Genomic DNA, 15,844 nt, shown 5'->3' with positions numbered 1-15,844 from the left:
TGTCTGACGACACCGTTCCCCGCCGCGCGCTCTGTTACGGCTGCTCTGACTGGGTTGAACACCGCAGGGCCAGGCCGTCGTTTCGTCGACAATTCATCAGTTGCCAAGATCTGACGTTACAGCCCCGCTCGCGACAAAGCGCCACTCGCCACCACGTCGTAATTATCTACAGCGTCAAAATCGGTATCCGCCCAGCCACAATGCACTGATACCCGTCAAGGATCGCTCCGCCCCTTCGAGCGCGCCGGCCACCGACTGACCAAGGAGCGCGCCCATGGCCTGCGGTAAGGAGGCTGCCGCCGGCTGCGAGGACTGCTTGGGCCGCAACATGTCCAGCCACGACGACCCCGGATAGCTCAGTACCCGTACCTTGGTGTCCGGATCAAGCCCGGCCAGGACCTTGGCCCGGGTGATCGCGGTTCGGAGCCCACCGAGTTCGTCGACGAGGCCGCGGTCCTTGGCGTCGGCACCGGTCCAGATCCGTCCGCGCGCCACCTCGTCGACCTGCCCGACCGACAGCTTGCGCCCGTCGGCCACCCGCGAGATGAAATCGGTGTAGAGCAGGTCGGTCTCGGCTTCGATCTGGGTGTGCTGTTCGTCGGTGAACGGCGCATTCGATGACCAGGCATCGGCATTGGGATTGGTACGCAAGGAATCCGATCCGACCCCGAGCTTGTCCTTGAGTTCGCGCGAGACCAGCTTGCCGGTGATGACACCGATGGATCCGGTGATGGTGCCGGCGTTGGCGACGATCTCGTCGGCCGCCATCGACACGTAGTAGCCGCCCGACGCGGCGACCGCACCCATCGAGGCGACGACGGGCTTGCCACGCTCACGGGCCCGAACCACCTCTCGCCAAATGGTTTCCGACCCGCTGACCGAACCGCCCGGGCTGTCCACACGCAGGACGATCGCCGACACCTCGTCGTCGGTGGCGGCCTCGCGCAGGGCCGCGGCGATGGTGTCGCCGCCGGCGCTCGAATTGCCCAGTGGCAGCACCTGCGGCCCGCCGCGACCGCTGACGATGGGACCGTGCAGCGTCACCACGGCGATGGACGGTTTGGACTTGCGGCCCGGAATCTGCGGAGCCGGCACCTTCGGTGTGGTGCGTGCGTAACGCGAAAGATAAAGCCGCGGTAAGGCATCCGGGTGGCTGTCGGCATCCGCACCGGCATCGGTCGGGCCGCCCGACAGCTCACCGATCCGCGAGTAGGCCTCATCACGGAACCCGATCCGGTCGACCAGACCGGCGGTGATCGCATCATCGCGCAACACCGGCGCCTTGTCGGCCAGCGCGTCGAGCGTGTCCGTGGTCAGCTGCCGCGATGTCGCGATGGCCTGCCATACCTGCGATTGCAGGCTCTCGATCATCCGACCATCGGCCTCGCGTTGTGCGGCCGTGTAGCGATCCTCGGTGAAAATATTTGCCGCGGACTTGAATTCGCCGCGCGCGACGAACTGTGCCTCGATGCCCACCTTGTCGAGCGCATCGCGCAGGAACATCGCGTTGGTGGCGAATCCGACCAGACCGACCGTGCCCGACGGCTGCATCCACACCTCGCGGAAGGCCGACGCCAGGTAGTAGGACAACGTGCCGGGATAGGTCTCGGCCCAGGCCAGCGTGGGCTTGACCGCGCTGAATGCCGCGATGGCATCTCGCAGTTCCTGCACCGGGCCGGGTGCGGCCGCGGGCAGTTGCACGCGCGCGATCAGCCCGGCAACCCGATCATCCTCGGCAGCACGGTGGATGGCCGCGACGGCCTGGCGCAACACCAGCGGACGGCCACCGCCCGCGATCATGGCCAGCGGATCGAATCCGGTGGTCTCCGGCGGTAGCGAGGTGAGGTCCAACTCCAGCACACACCCATTCGGAACTCCGTTGTGCCGGGCAGTGTCGAAGCGCCGGGCCAACATCTTCAGATCGTCCTGGCCGGGAATCCCCGGGAGAAACGCGAACATGAACCGAGCCTACCGATCCGCACATTCCGCGCGCGCCGACGAGAAGTCGCCGCACATCGGATCCACAGTCGTACCGTGAGACGGGTGACGTTTTCCATCTCGCTCCCGCAGCTCGATCATGACGGCTTCGACGACACGGGCTTCAAGGCTTATCTGGGCCGCGCCGAGGAACTCGGATTCGAGGGCGGCTGGACGATCGAGCAGACCGTGGGCCCGGCACCGACGATCGCCCCGCTGGAGCTGCTGTCCTATGCCGCGGCGGTCACCACGAGGCTGCGGCTGGGAGTGGCGGTCCTGGTCACCTCGCTGCACGACCCGCTGCAGCTGGCTTCGGCGATCACCGCGGTGGACCGGCTCAGCCATGGTCGCCTCGACGTCGGGGTGGCACCCGGCGGGGGCTTCCGGCAGTTCCCGGCCTTCGGGGTGGACTCCTCGACGTTCATCTCCAGCTTCACCGAGGGTCTGGAGTTGATGAAAGCCGCCTGGTCGGATGAACCCCGGATCACCTTCCACGGCCGCTTCCGCGATGTCGATGACCTGGCCATCAGCCCCAAACCGGTTCAGCGTCCGCACCCGCCGATCTGGTTCGGGGCCAATGCACCTGCGGCGCTGGCGCGGGCGGTACGTCATGGCGATGCGTTTCTCGGGGCCGGCTCGTCGACCACGGCGGCCTTCGCCGAGGCGGTGCGCACGGTTCGCCGGGAACTCGACGAACAGGGCAAGGCCCCGGATACGTTCCGGATCGGCAAACGGGTCTATCTGATCGTCGACGACGACAGCGCCCGCGCGCGGCAGCGGGTGGACGCAGGGTTGGCGCGGATCTACGGGGACCGGCCCGGGCTCGGCGAGGTGGCGGTGGCCGGAACCCCGGGCGAGGTGGTGCGGGGCCTACGCGAGGTGCTCGATGCGGGCGCGCAGACCATCCTGCTGAATCCCACCGGTGCGACCGTCGCCGAGGACCGCGACCAGTTGGAGCGACTGGCCGCCGACGTGATCCCGCAGCTCACCTAGGTGGGCCGAGCAGTCCCCCGCAAGCGGGAGGGGCCCCCAGCAAAACTGCCCCAAAACCGAAGTCTTGGGGCAGTTTTGTGTCTGCTCGCGCAGAAAAAGTTACAGCTCGGTGGCCGAACCGCCGGCAGCGGTGATGGCCTCACGGGCGCTACCGCTGAACTTGTTGGCGGTCACGTCGACCTTGACGGCCAGCTTGCCGTCGCCGAGGACCTTCACCAGGCTGTTCTTGCGAACGAGGCCCTTGGCAACCAGCTCGTCGACACCGATGGTGCCGCCCTGCGGGAAGGCCTTGGTGATGTCGCCGACGTTGACGACCTCATACTCGGTCCGGAAGGGGTTCTTGAAGCCCTTGAGCTTCGGCAGCCGCATGTGGATCGGCATCTGGCCACCCTCGAACGTCGCGGGGACGTTCTTGCGGGCCTTGGTGCCCTTGGTACCACGACCGGCGGTCTTACCCTTGGAGCCCTCACCACGACCAACGCGGGTCTTGGCCTTCTTCTCCCCGGGGGCGGGCCTCAGGTCGTGAAGCTTGATAACTGACATCAGGACTCCACCTCCTCCACCTCGATGAGGTGATGAACGGTCTTGATCAGACCGCGGGTCTGCGCGTTGTCCTCACGAACCACGGACTGACGAATCTTCTTCAGCCCCAGGGTCCGCAGGCTTTCACGCTGCTTCCAGCGTGCGCCGATGGTTCCGCGCACCTGGGTGATCTTGACTTCTGCCATGGTTATGCCGATCCCTCACGCGCTGCTGCGGCAGCCAGCGCTTCGCTCTCACGCCGGGCCTTCAGCATGCCGGCCGGCGCAACATCCTCGAGGGGCAGACCGCGACGGGCCGCAACCTCTTCGGGACGCTGGATCATCTTCAGCGCGGCAACGGTGGCATGCACCACGTTGATCGCGTTGTCGCTGCCCAGCGACTTGGCCAGGATGTCGTGCACCCCGGCGCATTCCAGAACGGCACGAGCCGCGCCACCGGCGATCACACCGGTACCGGGGCTGGCCGGACGCAGCATGACCACACCGGCGGCCGCCTCACCCTGGACCGGGTGGACGATGGTGCCGCCGATCAGCGGAACCCGGAAGAAGCTCTTGCGGGCCTCCTCGACGCCCTTGGCGATGGCGGCCGGAACTTCCTTGGCCTTGCCGTAGCCGACGCCAACCATGCCCTTGCCGTCACCGACGATGACCAGCGCGGTGAAGCTGAAGCGCCGACCGCCCTTGACCACCTTGGAGACGCGGTTGATGGTGACCACGCGCTCGATGTAGTTGCTCTTTTCGCCGCTGTCGCGGCCACCACGGCCACCGCGGTCATCGCGGCGGCCACGGCCACCACGGTTGTCGGAAGCGCCTGGGCCGCCGGCACCAGTTGCCTGCTCGGCCATCATGCAGTCCTCTCGTTGACAGTCATCAGAATTTCAGCCCGCCCTCGCGCGCGGCATCCGCCAGCGCGGCGATCCGGCCGCCATAGGTGTAGCCACCACGGTCGAACACCACGGTGTCGACGCCGGCAGCCTTGGCGCGCTCGGCGATCAGCTGACCGACCCGAACGCTGTGCGCCTTCTTGTCACCGTCGACGGCGCGCACGTCAGCCTCGATCGACGAGGCAGCCGCCAGAGTGACGCCTTCCAGGTCGTCGATGAGCTGGACGTGGATGTGCCGTGCCGAGCGGTTGACCACCAGACGCGGGGTCTGCGCGGTGCCCGAGACCTTCTTGCGCAACCGGGCGTGCCGACGCAGCCGGGAGTTACGGCGGGTCTCAGAGATGTTCTGCCCCACCGGCTTCTTCTTGGTGGCAGCTTCAGTCTTAGTAGCCATGACTTACTTACCTGTCTTTCCGACCTTGCGGCGGATCTGCTCACCCTCGTAACGCACGCCCTTGCCCTTATAGGGATCGGGGCGGCGCAGGCGACGGATGACCGCGGAGATCTGACCGACCTTCTGCTTGTCGATGCCTGTGATCGAGAACTTGGTGGGCGTCTCGACGGCGAACGTGATGCCCTCGGGCGCCTCGATCACCACGGGATGGCTGTAACCGAGTGCGAACTCCAGGTTGGAACCCTTGAGCTGGACGCGGTAGCCGACGCCGAAGATCTCCATCTTGCGGGTGTAGCCCTCGGTGACGCCGGTGACCAGGTTGGCCACCAGGGTGCGGGAGAGCCCATGCAGGGAGCGGCTGCGCCGCTCGTCATCGGGACGGCTGACCACGATGGCGCCGTCTTCGTTGCGCTCGACGGTGATCGGCTCGGCGACGTCCAGGGTCAGGGTGCCCTTGGGGCCCTTGACCGAGACGTTACGGCCGTCAATCGTCACATCGACCCCGGCGGGAACCAGGACCGGCTGCTTACCAATACGCGACATGTCTTCTATCCCCTCACCACACGTAGGCGAGGACTTCGCCGCCCACGCCGCTTCGTGCCGCCTGACGGTCGGTGAGCAGGCCCGAGGACGTGGAGATGATCGCCACGCCCAGGCCGCCGAGCACCCGAGGCAGATTGGTGGATTTTGCGTAAACCCGCAGACCGGGCTTGCTCACGCGGCGAAGGCCGGCGATGCTGCGCTCACGGCTGGGGCCGTACTTGAGCGACACCACCAGGGACTTGCCGACGCGGGCATCCTCGGTGCGGTAATCGGAGATGTAGCCCTCTTTCTTGAGGATCTCGGCGATGTTCGCCTTGATCTTCGAGTGGGGCAGGGTCACCTCATCGTGGTACGCCGAATTGGCGTTGCGCAGACGTGTCAAAAAGTCTGCGATCGGGTCAGTCATCGTCATGACAACCGGCTCACCTTCCTCGCGGCGGTTCCCGTCTCAGGGCCTGCCGCAACCTGTTTGGATTGGTCTGTGGTCTGCTGCGCTCGCGCGCGGTCGCTGGTAGGAGTTACCAGCTGGACTTCTGCACGCCGGGCAGCTCACCCGCGTGCGCCATCTCGCGCAGGCAGATACGGCACAGCCCGAACTTGCGGTAAACCGAGTGCGGGCGACCGCACTTGTTGCACCGCGTGTATGCGCGAACCGCGAACTTGGGCTTCTTGTTGGCCTTGTGGACCAGCGCCTTCTTTGCCATGTGCTCAGTTCTCCTTGAAGGGGAAGCCCAGCGCCTTCAGCAGCGCGCGGCCTTCGTCGTCGTTGGTCGCCGAGGTGACGACGGTGATGTCCATGCCGCGGGGACGGTCGATGGAATCCACGTCGATCTCGTGGAACATCGACTGCTCGTTGAGGCCGAAGGTGTAGTTACCGGTGCCGTCGAACTGCTTGCCGTTCAGGCCGCGGAAGTCGCGGATACGGGGCAGGGCGATGGAGATCAACCGGTCCAGGAACTCCCACATCCGGTCGCCGCGCAGGGTGACGCGCGCGCCGATGGGCATGCCCTCGCGCAGCTTGAACTGTGCGATGGACTTACGGGCCTTGCGGATCTCCGGCTTCTGGCCGGTGATGAGGGCCAGGTCGGCGACCGCGCCGTTGATCAGCTTGGCGTCACGGGCGGCGTCGCCGACACCCATGTTGACGACAACCTTGACCACGCCCGGGATCTGCATGACGTTGTCGAACTCGAACTGCTTGTTCAGCGTCTCGCGGATCTCTTCGCGGTAGCGCTGCTTCAGGCGGGGCTGAACCTTTTCTGGTGCGGTCATCAGATGTCCTTGCCATTGGTCTTGGCGATGCGGACCTTCTTGCCGGTCTCTTCATCGACGCGGAAACCCACACGGGTCGGCTTGCCGTCGGAGTCCACCACCATCACGTTGGACACGTGGATGGCAGCTTCCTGGGTGACGATGCCGCCCGACGATGCGCCACGCTCGTTCTGCGACTGCGCGGTGTGCTTCTTGATCCGGTTGACGCCCTCGACGAGGATCTTGTCGCGGGTCGGGTAGGCCTCGATGACCTTGCCCTTGGCGCCCTTGTCCTTGCCCGAGACCACCAGCACGGTGTCTCCCTTGTGGACCTTCATCACAAAACCTCCGGCGCCAGCGAGACGATCTTCATGAAGCGCTTCTCGCGCAGTTCCCGGCCGACGGGCCCGAAGATGCGGGTACCGCGCGGGTCGTTGTCGGCCTTGATGATGACGGCGGCGTTCTCGTCGAACTTGATGTAGCTGCCGTCGGCGCGGCGGCGCTCCTTGACGGTGCGCACGATGACTGCCTTGACGACGTCGCCGCGCTTGACGTTGCCGCCGGGGATGGCGTCCTTGACGGTCGCCACGATGACATCACCGATGCCGGCGTAGCGTCGCGCTGAGCCACCGAGCACGCGGATGCACAAGATCTCCTTGGCGCCCGTGTTGTCGGCGACCTTCACCCGCGATTCCTGCTGAATCACTCGATCTCCTGACCTGGATTTGTATGCACGCCAGATACCGACCTGGACGTGCGCGGTCTTTGTCACCGAAGGGCACGCAGGGCTGACTCAGAACAGCAGTCAGCCGAGGTCTGCCCAAGGCAACCCCTACATAGTAGGTGAGCACGGCGAATGCACCAAATCGCCGTGCTTTTCTCATCGAGCGTGCGCTGAGATCACGTCTGAGCTGCGGAACGCGATCTGTGCGCACACTCGGAGCGACGGGGGCGGGGCCTCAGCTGAGCACGCAGCGAAATCCGATGTGCGTGGTCGAGCTGTCTTGCGACTGCGGTGACCTTGCGGCCGGACGGTAGCGGTGACAGTACTCCGGGGCGCACAGGTGTGAACCGCCCTTGAGCACCTGGTTCACCGTCGGATCGGGATCGGCGGGCGGCGGGCAGCACGCCGGCGCGTCGGCGTCCGGCCGGTGCTGCCCGGAGAACCGTGTGGTGGTCCACTCCCACACATTGCCGATCATGTCGGCCACACCGAACGCGTTGGGCGGGAAGCTTCCGACCGGTGAGGTACCGCGCCAGCCCAGCGCACCGTCGTTGCGATACGGGAACCGGCCCTGCCAGGTGTTGGCCATGAGCGCTCCGCCCGGGGTGACCTCGTCGCCCCAGGCGTAGATGCCTTCGACTCCCCCGCGCGCGGCGTACTCCCATTCGGCTTCGGTGGGCAGCCGCCGTCCGGCCCACACCGCGTAGGCCGCCGCGTCCGGGTAGGCGACCTGGACGACGGGATGGTCGGGTGGGGCGGCGTCGCGGTCGGGACCGAACGGCCGGCGCCAGTTGGCGCCGGGGGCCCAGTCCCACCACTGCCGCCAATCCCGCAGGTCGACGGGGCCGTCGGCGGGCCTGAACACCAGGGCGCCGGGCACCAGGTCGGCCTCGTCCACGCCGGGATACAGCGCGGGGTCCATCGGTCGCTCGGCGATCGTGACGTACCCGGTGGCCTCGACGAATGCGCCGAATTGGGCGGTGGTGACCGGATGCTGCTCGATGGCGAACGCGCCGACGGTCACGGCGTGGACCGGGGCCTCTTCGGGGTAGAACGCCGTCGAACCCATCCGGAAGGTTCCGCCCGGAAGCTCTATGAGTTCGGTGACCACGGCACCGAGGCTAGCCGCGGCCGGTCCACGGTCGGCTCAGCCCGGCATGGCGATTCCGAAATCGGCGAGCATTGCCGAACTGGCCTGGTCGAATCCCGGGGTTCCGCTGCGGGCCTCGACGCGCACGGCGGCCAGGAAATCGCCGCCGTTGGTCCAGATGTGAACGATCCGGTCGGCATATTGGGTGCCCTGGCCCGGCTGGTCGGCCACGATGCCCATCAGCTTCTGCCCGCTGTAGCCGCACAGGTCACCGGGCAACACGCTGACGCTGTTGATCGAGAACGTCGCGACGTGGTCGTCGCTGTACCGATCGAAGGCATCCTGCGCGTCCCGGGTGGACGGGCTGAGCGTGATCTCGGCGGTCATCCCGGCCGGCCCGGTCAGCCGCACCGCCTCCGTATGCGGTTTCACCTCGGTGAACCCCGGGGGTATTCCGACGGTGAGCGTCGGTGAGCCCGGCGCTGGACTCTGCACCGCGACGGTCGGTCCGTCGGGGGTCGGGCAGGTGACCTCACCGGGGGCGAGAACCCGTGTGGTCGTCGGTTCGACGCCGTAGGCGGGCAGGGCGAATTCGGGCGCGGGCCGGCTCGAAGAAGTGGTCACCGCCGGAACCGTCGTGACCGGTGCCGCCACCGTCGTGGCGCGGGGAGCCGGGTGGCCGATGGGGCCGACACTGCCGCAGCCCGCGGTCGCGGCGACGGCCAACGCACCGAAACCCATCGCCACCGGGTTCATCGATCAGTCCTTGGCGAACGCCGCTGCGAGTCTGCGCTCGAGATCCCGATATGGCTCGCCGGACAGGTCTACGGTGACGTGCCCGATGGTGCCGCCGGTGAAGGCGAAGGGTGCCCGATATTGCTGTGACACTGCCGATCCGGTGTTGCGGCCGATGCAGATGCCACCCCCCGCGAGGGCGAACATGCCGGGGTGGGTTTGCATCCCCACCAGCTCGGCGACCACACCGTCGTCGACGTATAAGGCGGTGTCGCCCAGTGGGGTGTGGCTGCCCTCGACGGTGCCGGTCCGCTGGTATTGCACACCGAAGATGTGCCGTCCCAACGGGATCGGATCGGGTGAGACCAACGACTGCTCGTGCTCGCCCAGGAAGTTGTAGACGTAGTGCAACCTCCCGTCGGCGATGAACAGGGCGTGACCGCCGTGGGCGCCGCCCTGCTTGAACAAGACGCCGTGCGTGTCGGCCCCGTCCACGGCGACGTCGGCCAGCACCGTGAACGACTGCCCGCGAAGTTCGGCGGCCGCGCCGAGACCGACCTCGGCACTGTTGGGATAGTAGGTATAGCTGGACCGCTCGCCGGCGAGGTACGGCCGCCAGCGGGTCATGGTCTCGAGGATGTTGAGGTCGGCCAGCGGCAGCCCGTTGTACTTGTCGGCCTCGCTGAACCAGAGCGCCGTGAGTTCGGCGAGTTTGTCCGGCTGTTGGTCGGCCAGGTCGTGGCACTGGCTGCGGTCGGCCTCGATGTGGAACAGCTCCCACCGGTCCGCGTCGAAGTGGGACCAGCCCGACGGGGTGGCGGCGTGCACGGTGTTGGCGAACCAGCCCCGGTGCCAGATGCCGCGCGTACCGAGCATCGTGTAGAACTGGGTCTCTTTGCCCGTCGGTGCATCCGGGTTATCCAGTGCCACTTTGAAACTCACACCGTCAAGCGGCTTCTGCGGAACCCCGCGCACACTCGCCGGCGGCGTGATGTCGAGCAGGTCGTAGACGGTCGGGGTGATGTCACAGACGTTGATGTAATTGTCGCGTACTGCACCGTGGGCGCCAATACCGTTGGGCCAGGATATGATTGCGGTGTCGGCGATTCCGCCCTCATGCGAGGCGTAGCGTTTGAACAGCTTGTAGGGCGTGTTGAACGCCATCGCCCAGCCGATCGGGTAGTGGTTGTAGGTCTCCGGCGAGCCCAGCCGGTCGATGAACCTGAGCCCTTCCTCGGCGGTGTCGATGTAACCGTTGAAGAACTTGGTCTCGTTGACCGAGCCGTTCGGACCTCCCTCGCCGCTGGCCCCGTTGTCGGAGATCACCACGATGATCGTGTTGTCGAGTTGGCCCGTCTCCTCCAGGAAGTCCAGCACCCGACCGATCTGGGCGTCGGTGTAGGACAGGAACCCGGCGAACACCTCGGCCATCCGGGCGAACAGCCGCTTCTCATCGTCACTCAAGGTGCCCCACGGCCGCACGGTGTCTTGGCTGGGCCACGGTTCTCCGTTGGGTCCCTTGACATCCGCATAGGGATTGACCGGTGACAGCTCGGTGTCCGGCGGCACGATGCCCAGCCGTTTCTGGTTCACCAACACGATGTCGCGGTAGGCCTCATAGCCCATGTCGAATCGCCCGGCGTACCGGTCGGCCCACTCTTTGGACACATGGTGCGGCGCGTGACCGGCACCTGGGCACAGATAGGTGAACCAGGGTTTGTCCGGGGCGATCACCTTGGCGTCCCGAATGAACTCGATGGTCTTGTCGGCCAGGTCCTGCGACAGGTGGTAGCCCTCCTCGGGCGTGGCCGGCGGATCGACCGGATGGTTGTCGTACACCAGGTCCGGGTACCACTGATCGGTCTCGCCACCCATGAACCCGTAGAACCGTTCGAACCCTCGCGAGCACGGCCAATGACGTTTGGTGGCAGCGAGGTTCGACTCCTCCAACGGGGTCAGGTGCCACTTGCCCACGCAGTAGGTGTTGTAACCGTTCTCGGCGAGGACCTCCGAGAGCAGGGCGGTCTCGAACGGAATCCGCCCGTTGCAGTTGGGGAATCCGTCGGTGAACTCCTCGATGGTGGCCATCCCGACGGTGGTGGCGTTACGACCGGTGAGCAGTGACGCGCGGGTGGGCGAGCACAGCGCGGTGGTGTGGAATTGCGACAGCCGTACCCCGCGTTCGGCGATCCGGCTCATCGCGGGCATGTCCACCAGGCCGCCGAAACAGTCCCAGGTGGCGATGCCGGTGTCGTCCCACACCAGGTAGAGAACATTGGGGGAATTCTCGACAGCGGTGGGCGCCGCGTAAGGCCCCCAGTCCGGTTCGGAATCCCGGATGTCCAGTTCGATCTTGCCGTTGAACGCTGAGTTGCCGGAAGCCATGGGCTTACCTTCCTCCCGGTTGTCGATTCAGCACCGGTAAGACTGATCGCGGAGGAGGTTACTCCTGCTCGCCGGCGTTCATCGGGAAACTGACGGAGCCGTCGACGCAGCTTCGCGGTCGGTGAGACCCGTTAGCGGGTCAGCCTTTCCCGGCCGGCGACGCAGCCACAATTGCAGGAGCAGCAGCGGAATCGTCCATCCCAGCCAGCCACCCGCGCCCGCCACCAACCAGACGTACTTCTCTTCGCTCCCACCAAAAATGCTGTCGCGCAACGGCTCGAAACCCAGGTACAGCACCGGGGTCCAGATTCTGTTGGTGATGATCGACAATGCCAGCGTCGCACTGCGCAACATCTGGCGGCGGTGCGCACCGAAGCGCCGCTGCCGCGCCGCCACGAAGCCGTCGACGGTGAACCACAACCACAGGGCCCCGAGCACGACGTCGCTGGCCCTCAGGATCGGGCCGAACGGCGTCGCCGCCCCGATCACGATGGCGCAGATGGCAGCCGGGATAGCCGTCGCGACGTAGACGCGTCCGGTGCGCCGGTGCAGCATCGGTCGACGCCGCCGCAGGCCGGGCCAGATCTGCGCGACCGCGCACACCATTGCCACGCTCGCGAACAGGACGTGTGCGACCAGCAGCGGGTAGTGCAGCCCGAACGTGGACTGCACACGGCTGCCGCCGGTCAGGTACGGCGGCAGCGAATAGGCGAGAAACACCACGACGATGACCGCGAGCGCCACCGCCATCCGAACGGAGCGCTTCAATGCGTATGTCATACGCATTAGGGTATGGCATACGCATTCGGATGTCACTGGTTACGCTGAGTATTGATGACCAGCCCTGATGCCCCACTCCCCCGCGCATTGCGCCTGCTCTGGCAACCGGACGCGGTGCCACGTCGGTCGCGGGGACTCAACCGGGAGACCATCGTCGCCGCCGCCGTCGAACTCGCCGACACCGACGGACTCGCGGCCCTGTCGATGGCACGGTTGGCCGAGCGGCTCGGCTGCGGCACCATGTCGCTCTACCGGCACGTGGCCAACAAGGACGAGCTCGTGACATTCATGCTCGCCACTGGGCCCGGCCCACCGCCTTCGCCACCTGGCGGCGCCGATTGGCGTGGGGCACTGGCGGATTGGGCGCATGAACTGTGGAACGTGTATCACCGTCATCCATGGATCCTGGAGACCGCGTCCGCCGGACTGCCCGCGGATCCCGGTCAACTCGCCTGGCTGGACGCCGGCCTGTCCGCCTTGTCCGGCACGCCGCTGACCGAACGCGAGAAGCTCACCGCGGTCATGGCCGTGTTGATTTTCACGCGCGGTTCGGCGGCATTGGCAGTCGAGGCCCGCGACGTCGACGACGTCGAGTACGCCGCGCTGCTACGCCGCGTGGTGACCCCGGCGCGGTTCCCCGCACTGGCAGCCGCCGTCGATGCCGGGGTGTTCGATCAATCCGACGACCAGATGACCGAATTCCGTTCCGGGCTGGATCAATTGCTCGACGGCATCAACGCCAAGGCCCAGTGAGCGTCTACGTGCGCGAACTGTCCAGCCGCAACGAGATACCGTCCAGCAGCAGGTCCAGTGCTGATTCACATCCGCTTCGCCTCATCGATTCACCGAGAAGCCGGCTCGTGGCCGCGATGTTCGGGTGACTCTCAGCGGGCAGCTGCGCGTAAGTGTCACGCCACGTGTCGTCGTCATGCTGCTGGTGTTCGGCGGGCAGCGCTTCGAAGCCGGCGTCCAGCGCGGCGAACCCCAGCATCTGGTCGATGAAGGCGTGATACACCTCGACCGCCTCCCGCTCGGGGAATCCGGCCGAGCGCAGTGAGCCCAGAACCGTCTCGATGATCTGGATCTCGTGAGCGCCGCCGGTCACCCGGCTCGCGGCGAGCACACCCGCCTGCGGGTGTTCGAGATAGACCCGATGCAGGCGCAGCCCGAGGTCCCGCATGTCATCCCGCCAACGGCCGGTCGGCTCCCACCCCTCGACCACTCGTCGGAGCAGCTCGTCGGTGATGGCCAGCACCACGTCCTCTATCCCGCGGAAGTAGCGGTAGAGCGCGGTCGGGTCAGCTCCGAGCGCCACACCGAGACGCCTGACGGTCAGGCCGGCAGCACCGTGGTACCGCAGCACGCGCAGCGCAGCCTCGACGATGAGCTCTTCGGACAACACCACGCCCTGCTTCGTCTGGCGCCGTCGCCGCTTCGGCGATTCCGACTTCAATGGTCTGCCCATCCGCACTGCCTCCCGGCGCTTACGTCAACGCCTCCGACCATTGTGCGGCGTCGCCGTTCCCGGCGCGCGGGAACGCTACGAGTCGAACCCCAATCCCACGGAGTCAAGCGCCTTCAACAAGACATTGCGGCGTCCCTCACGATGGTCGGCGCGGTCGAGTGACCACCGGGTCACCTGAATTCCCGCCGAGGCCAACGGTTCTGGCGGGAAAGGCAGGGGCATCGACTTGACCATGTCGAGCTCGGTACGGGCCGTCGGTTTACCGGCGAACCGATCGAGCATGACCTCGGCGGCGAACCGGGTTGCCGCCACACCCAGCCCGGTGAAACCGGCGGCGTATCCGACGCGGTCGCCGAACGCGGAGCCGAAGAACGCACAGAATCGCGTCGAGGTGTCGATCACCCCGGCCCAACGGTGCGTGAACGCGATGTCCTCCAACTGCGGGAAGGTGGTGAAGAAGTGGCCGGCGAGGCGCCGATAGGTGGCGTCGCGGTCCTCGTACTGAGGCCGGATCCGGCCGCCGAAATGATAGATGGCGTCATATCCGCCCCACAGGATCCGGTTGTCGCTCGACAGCCGGTAGTAATGGAACTGGTTCGACATGTCACTGATGCCTTGCCGGTTGTTCCAACCGATTTCGGCCAGCTGCGAATCGGTCAGCGGTTCGGTCATCAACGCGTAGTCGTACACCGGCACCGTGTGGTAGCGGTAACGCTTCAACAGTGACGGAAAACCGTTCGTCGCCAAGATAACTCGGTCGGCGCGCACCGACACGCGTTCGGTACGCACCGAGACGGGCCCGCCGCGACGGTCCTGATCGAGGCCGAGCACCTTGCTGTGCTCGTAGATGTCGACACCGAGTTCGCCTGCCGCCCGCGCGAGTTCGCTCGCGAGCTTGGCGGGATGGACCAGCGCGGCAGCGTCCTTCGACCACACCCCGGCCAGGTACGTGGGTGAACGCACCTCGTCGCGGATGGCGTGCTGATCGAAGTAGACCTGATCGGGCCGCAGGGCGGCGCCGGCCAGTTCGGCGGCCTGGTACGGCTCGACCGCCACCGCGATCGAGCCGGTCCGCTCGAAGTCACAGTCGAGACCGAGCGACTCGACGGCCTTCTCGATGCCGTCGAGGTTCTCCAACCCCAGCCGGTCGAGGATCTCGATCTCGTCCGGCCAGCGACTGCGACCGTTCTCGGCACCGTGGGTCAGCGACGCCTCGACGAATCCGCCGTTGCGTCCCGAGGCCGCCCAACCGATCGTCTGGCCCTCGATCACCGCCACCCGGATACCCGGGTCCCGCTGCTTTGCCAGCAGGGCAGACCACAGGCCGGTGTACCCGCCGCCGACCACGACGAGGTCGTAGTGCGACGACGCGCTGGTCAGCACCGGATAGTTGGGCTGATCCGGCATGTCGTCTAGCCAGAAAGACTGCAACTCGGCGTTGGCCAGTGAGCGTTCGACAAGGCCGACGGCAGGGACGTTTCTCTCAAATGTGGTTTGCACGGAATCTTCCTAGACGGTGACGTACCACCAGTAAGAAGGATTGCCGGCACTACCTCAAGGGTGTTGACGTAAGCGCAGCAGCGCAGGGATCAGCACCCGGGTGTCGGGCACGAACGGCCAGGCCGGGTCGGCCAGATGCGCGGCGAGTTCCTCATCGGTCCACCACCAGCCGTCCACGATCTCTTCGGGTTGATGGCGGATCAAGCCGTCCCAGCGAGCCTCGAACGCAAACAGGTGACAGCGCAGCGGTTTCCCATCCCAGCGCCCGTCCCAGGCCACCGAGGCCAGCGGCATCAGCGGTGCACCACTGATGCCGAGTTCCTCGGCCAATTCCCGGGTTGCCGCCTCTGCGGGCGTCTCCCCCGGGTCGACGACCCCGCCGGCCAGGCAGTCGTGCATGCCGGCGAACACCGCCTTGGTAATGGTGCGACGGTGGACGTAGATGCGCGCCCCGTCCACAGAACGCACCAGCACTCCGGCGCTGGCGTGCCAGAGACCCTCGGCGTAGACACGTGAACGCGGCGCCGCGCCAACCGCATTGCCGTCGGCGTCATAGACGGTGACGAGTTCGTCGGTCACCG

Annotated in this window: 20 protein-coding genes; 2 read left to right on the top strand and 18 right to left on the bottom strand. The window is 66.4% G+C overall.

What is annotated here, in order from left to right:
• Positions 1-174 precede the first annotated feature (174 nt).
• Complete coding sequence (gene sppA / locus ACZY08_RS10040; protein WP_463744983.1) at positions 175-1,959, bottom strand: signal peptide peptidase SppA; 1,785 nt, start codon at positions 1,957-1,959, stop codon at positions 175-177.
• An 84-nt stretch (positions 1,960-2,043) separates the two neighbouring features.
• Here sppA and ACZY08_RS10035 point away from each other — a divergent pair, with 84 nt between their 5' ends.
• Complete coding sequence (locus tag ACZY08_RS10035) at positions 2,044-2,970, top strand: LLM class flavin-dependent oxidoreductase (RefSeq protein ID WP_463744984.1); 927 nt, start codon at positions 2,044-2,046, stop codon at positions 2,968-2,970.
• 99 nt (positions 2,971-3,069) lie between these two features.
• On the opposite strand, the gene rplO is transcribed toward ACZY08_RS10035, so the two are convergent.
• The 14 genes from rplO to ACZY08_RS09965 all read right to left on the bottom strand — a co-directional run bounded on the left by rplO (position 3,070) and on the right by ACZY08_RS09965 (position 12,298).
• The gene (gene rplO / locus ACZY08_RS10030) at positions 3,070-3,513 is read right to left on the bottom strand and encodes a 50S ribosomal protein L15 (RefSeq protein ID WP_463744985.1); all 444 of its coding nucleotides are present in this window, start codon (positions 3,511-3,513) and stop codon (positions 3,070-3,072) included.
• Positions 3,513-3,698, bottom strand: a complete 186-nt coding sequence (rpmD, locus tag ACZY08_RS10025; protein WP_463744986.1) for a 50S ribosomal protein L30 — start codon at positions 3,696-3,698, stop codon at positions 3,513-3,515. Before rpmD ends, rplO begins: the two co-directional genes overlap by 1 nt.
• Before the next feature lie 2 nt (positions 3,699-3,700).
• Positions 3,701-4,357 carry a 30S ribosomal protein S5 gene (rpsE, locus tag ACZY08_RS10020; RefSeq protein ID WP_084621991.1) on the bottom strand — a complete coding sequence of 219 codons (657 nt, stop codon included), beginning with the start codon at positions 4,355-4,357 and terminating at the stop codon, positions 3,701-3,703.
• A gap of 25 nt (positions 4,358-4,382) precedes the next feature.
• On the bottom strand, positions 4,383-4,790 hold the full coding sequence (gene rplR / locus ACZY08_RS10015; RefSeq protein ID WP_463744987.1) for a 50S ribosomal protein L18: 408 nt from the start codon (positions 4,788-4,790) through the stop codon (positions 4,383-4,385).
• Between the two features lie 3 nt (positions 4,791-4,793).
• Complete coding sequence (gene rplF / locus ACZY08_RS10010; protein WP_276128392.1) at positions 4,794-5,333, bottom strand: 50S ribosomal protein L6; 540 nt, start codon at positions 5,331-5,333, stop codon at positions 4,794-4,796.
• 13 nt (positions 5,334-5,346) lie between these two features.
• Positions 5,347-5,745 (bottom strand): 30S ribosomal protein S8, encoded by a 399-nt coding sequence (gene rpsH / locus ACZY08_RS10005; RefSeq protein WP_029106887.1) that lies wholly within the window; start codon positions 5,743-5,745, stop codon positions 5,347-5,349.
• Positions 5,746-5,851: 106 nt separating this feature from the next.
• The gene (locus ACZY08_RS10000; protein ID WP_003892855.1) at positions 5,852-6,037 is read right to left on the bottom strand and encodes a type Z 30S ribosomal protein S14; all 186 of its coding nucleotides are present in this window, start codon (positions 6,035-6,037) and stop codon (positions 5,852-5,854) included.
• A gap of 4 nt (positions 6,038-6,041) precedes the next feature.
• Positions 6,042-6,605 (bottom strand): 50S ribosomal protein L5, encoded by a 564-nt coding sequence (rplE, locus tag ACZY08_RS09995; protein WP_358021016.1) that lies wholly within the window; start codon positions 6,603-6,605, stop codon positions 6,042-6,044.
• Entirely contained in the window at positions 6,605-6,922 is a 318-nt protein-coding gene (gene rplX / locus ACZY08_RS09990; protein WP_463744988.1) for a 50S ribosomal protein L24, read from the bottom strand. Before rplX ends, rplE begins: the two co-directional genes overlap by 1 nt.
• Positions 6,922-7,290 carry a 50S ribosomal protein L14 gene (gene rplN, locus ACZY08_RS09985; protein ID WP_463744989.1) on the bottom strand — a complete coding sequence of 123 codons (369 nt, stop codon included), beginning with the start codon at positions 7,288-7,290 and terminating at the stop codon, positions 6,922-6,924. Before rplN ends, rplX begins: the two co-directional genes overlap by 1 nt.
• 253 nt (positions 7,291-7,543) lie before the next feature.
• Positions 7,544-8,419 carry a formylglycine-generating enzyme family protein gene (locus ACZY08_RS09980; RefSeq protein WP_463744990.1) on the bottom strand — a complete coding sequence of 292 codons (876 nt, stop codon included), beginning with the start codon at positions 8,417-8,419 and terminating at the stop codon, positions 7,544-7,546.
• Positions 8,420-8,455: 36 nt separating this feature from the next.
• On the bottom strand, positions 8,456-9,154 hold the full coding sequence (locus tag ACZY08_RS09975; RefSeq protein ID WP_463744991.1) for a hypothetical protein: 699 nt from the start codon (positions 9,152-9,154) through the stop codon (positions 8,456-8,458).
• 3 nt (positions 9,155-9,157) lie between these two features.
• Positions 9,158-11,518: an arylsulfatase gene (locus tag ACZY08_RS09970; RefSeq protein WP_463744992.1), complete on the bottom strand. Its 2,361-nt coding sequence runs from the start codon at positions 11,516-11,518 to the stop codon at positions 9,158-9,160.
• A gap of 78 nt (positions 11,519-11,596) precedes the next feature.
• On the bottom strand, positions 11,597-12,298 hold the full coding sequence (locus ACZY08_RS09965) for a DUF2306 domain-containing protein (protein ID WP_463744993.1): 702 nt from the start codon (positions 12,296-12,298) through the stop codon (positions 11,597-11,599).
• A 54-nt stretch (positions 12,299-12,352) separates the two neighbouring features.
• Here ACZY08_RS09965 and ACZY08_RS09960 point away from each other — a divergent pair, with 54 nt between their 5' ends.
• Positions 12,353-13,051, top strand: coding sequence for a TetR/AcrR family transcriptional regulator (locus tag ACZY08_RS09960; protein WP_463744994.1), 699 nt, complete (start codon positions 12,353-12,355; stop codon positions 13,049-13,051).
• A gap of 4 nt (positions 13,052-13,055) precedes the next feature.
• Here ACZY08_RS09960 and ACZY08_RS09955 read toward each other — a convergent pair whose 3' ends face one another.
• The 3 genes from ACZY08_RS09955 to ACZY08_RS09945 form a co-directional block, all read right to left on the bottom strand.
• A complete protein-coding gene (locus ACZY08_RS09955) occupies positions 13,056-13,763 on the bottom strand; it encodes a TetR/AcrR family transcriptional regulator (RefSeq protein ID WP_463744995.1) in 708 nt (235 codons plus the stop codon).
• A 75-nt stretch (positions 13,764-13,838) separates the two neighbouring features.
• The gene (locus ACZY08_RS09950; protein WP_463744996.1) at positions 13,839-15,263 is read right to left on the bottom strand and encodes an NAD(P)/FAD-dependent oxidoreductase; all 1,425 of its coding nucleotides are present in this window, start codon (positions 15,261-15,263) and stop codon (positions 13,839-13,841) included.
• Between the two features lie 54 nt (positions 15,264-15,317).
• On the bottom strand, positions 15,318-15,842 hold the full coding sequence (locus tag ACZY08_RS09945; protein WP_463744997.1) for an NUDIX hydrolase: 525 nt from the start codon (positions 15,840-15,842) through the stop codon (positions 15,318-15,320).
• Positions 15,843-15,844 lie beyond the last annotated feature (2 nt).

It is taken from the genome of Mycobacterium sp. IDUB_9 (assembly GCF_055419505.1).
This window is presented reverse-complemented; position numbering and strand designations above follow the sequence as displayed.

Excerpts from the sequence above, each read along its gene's own strand:
- sppA (WP_463744983.1), bottom strand. The coding sequence starts at position 1,959 with ATGTTCGCGTTTCTCCCGGGGATTCCCGGCCAGGACGATCTGAAGATG.
- rplF (WP_276128392.1), bottom strand. The coding sequence starts at position 5,333 with ATGTCGCGTATTGGTAAGCAGCCGGTCCTGGTTCCCGCCGGGGTCGAT.
- rplR (WP_463744987.1), bottom strand. The coding sequence starts at position 4,790 with ATGGCTACTAAGACTGAAGCTGCCACCAAGAAGAAGCCGGTGGGGCAG.
- rplO (WP_463744985.1), bottom strand. The coding sequence starts at position 3,513 with ATGTCAGTTATCAAGCTTCACGACCTGAGGCCCGCCCCCGGGGAGAAG.
- rplX (WP_463744988.1), bottom strand. The coding sequence starts at position 6,922 with ATGAAGGTCCACAAGGGAGACACCGTGCTGGTGGTCTCGGGCAAGGAC.
- rplE (WP_358021016.1), bottom strand. The coding sequence starts at position 6,605 with ATGACCGCACCAGAAAAGGTTCAGCCCCGCCTGAAGCAGCGCTACCGC.
- ACZY08_RS09970 (WP_463744992.1), bottom strand. The coding sequence starts at position 11,518 with ATGGCTTCCGGCAACTCAGCGTTCAACGGCAAGATCGAACTGGACATC.
- rpsH (WP_029106887.1), bottom strand. The coding sequence starts at position 5,745 with ATGACGATGACTGACCCGATCGCAGACTTTTTGACACGTCTGCGCAAC.
- ACZY08_RS09965 (WP_463744993.1), bottom strand. The coding sequence starts at position 12,298 with ATGACATACGCATTGAAGCGCTCCGTTCGGATGGCGGTGGCGCTCGCG.
- ACZY08_RS09955 (WP_463744995.1), bottom strand. The coding sequence starts at position 13,763 with ATGGGCAGACCATTGAAGTCGGAATCGCCGAAGCGGCGACGGCGCCAG.
- ACZY08_RS09975 (WP_463744991.1), bottom strand. The coding sequence starts at position 9,154 with ATGAACCCGGTGGCGATGGGTTTCGGTGCGTTGGCCGTCGCCGCGACC.
- ACZY08_RS10000 (WP_003892855.1), bottom strand. The coding sequence starts at position 6,037 with ATGGCAAAGAAGGCGCTGGTCCACAAGGCCAACAAGAAGCCCAAGTTC.
- rpsE (WP_084621991.1), bottom strand. The coding sequence starts at position 4,357 with ATGGCCGAGCAGGCAACTGGTGCCGGCGGCCCAGGCGCTTCCGACAAC.
- rpmD (WP_463744986.1), bottom strand. The coding sequence starts at position 3,698 with ATGGCAGAAGTCAAGATCACCCAGGTGCGCGGAACCATCGGCGCACGC.
- ACZY08_RS09960 (WP_463744994.1), top strand. The coding sequence starts at position 12,353 with ATGACCAGCCCTGATGCCCCACTCCCCCGCGCATTGCGCCTGCTCTGG.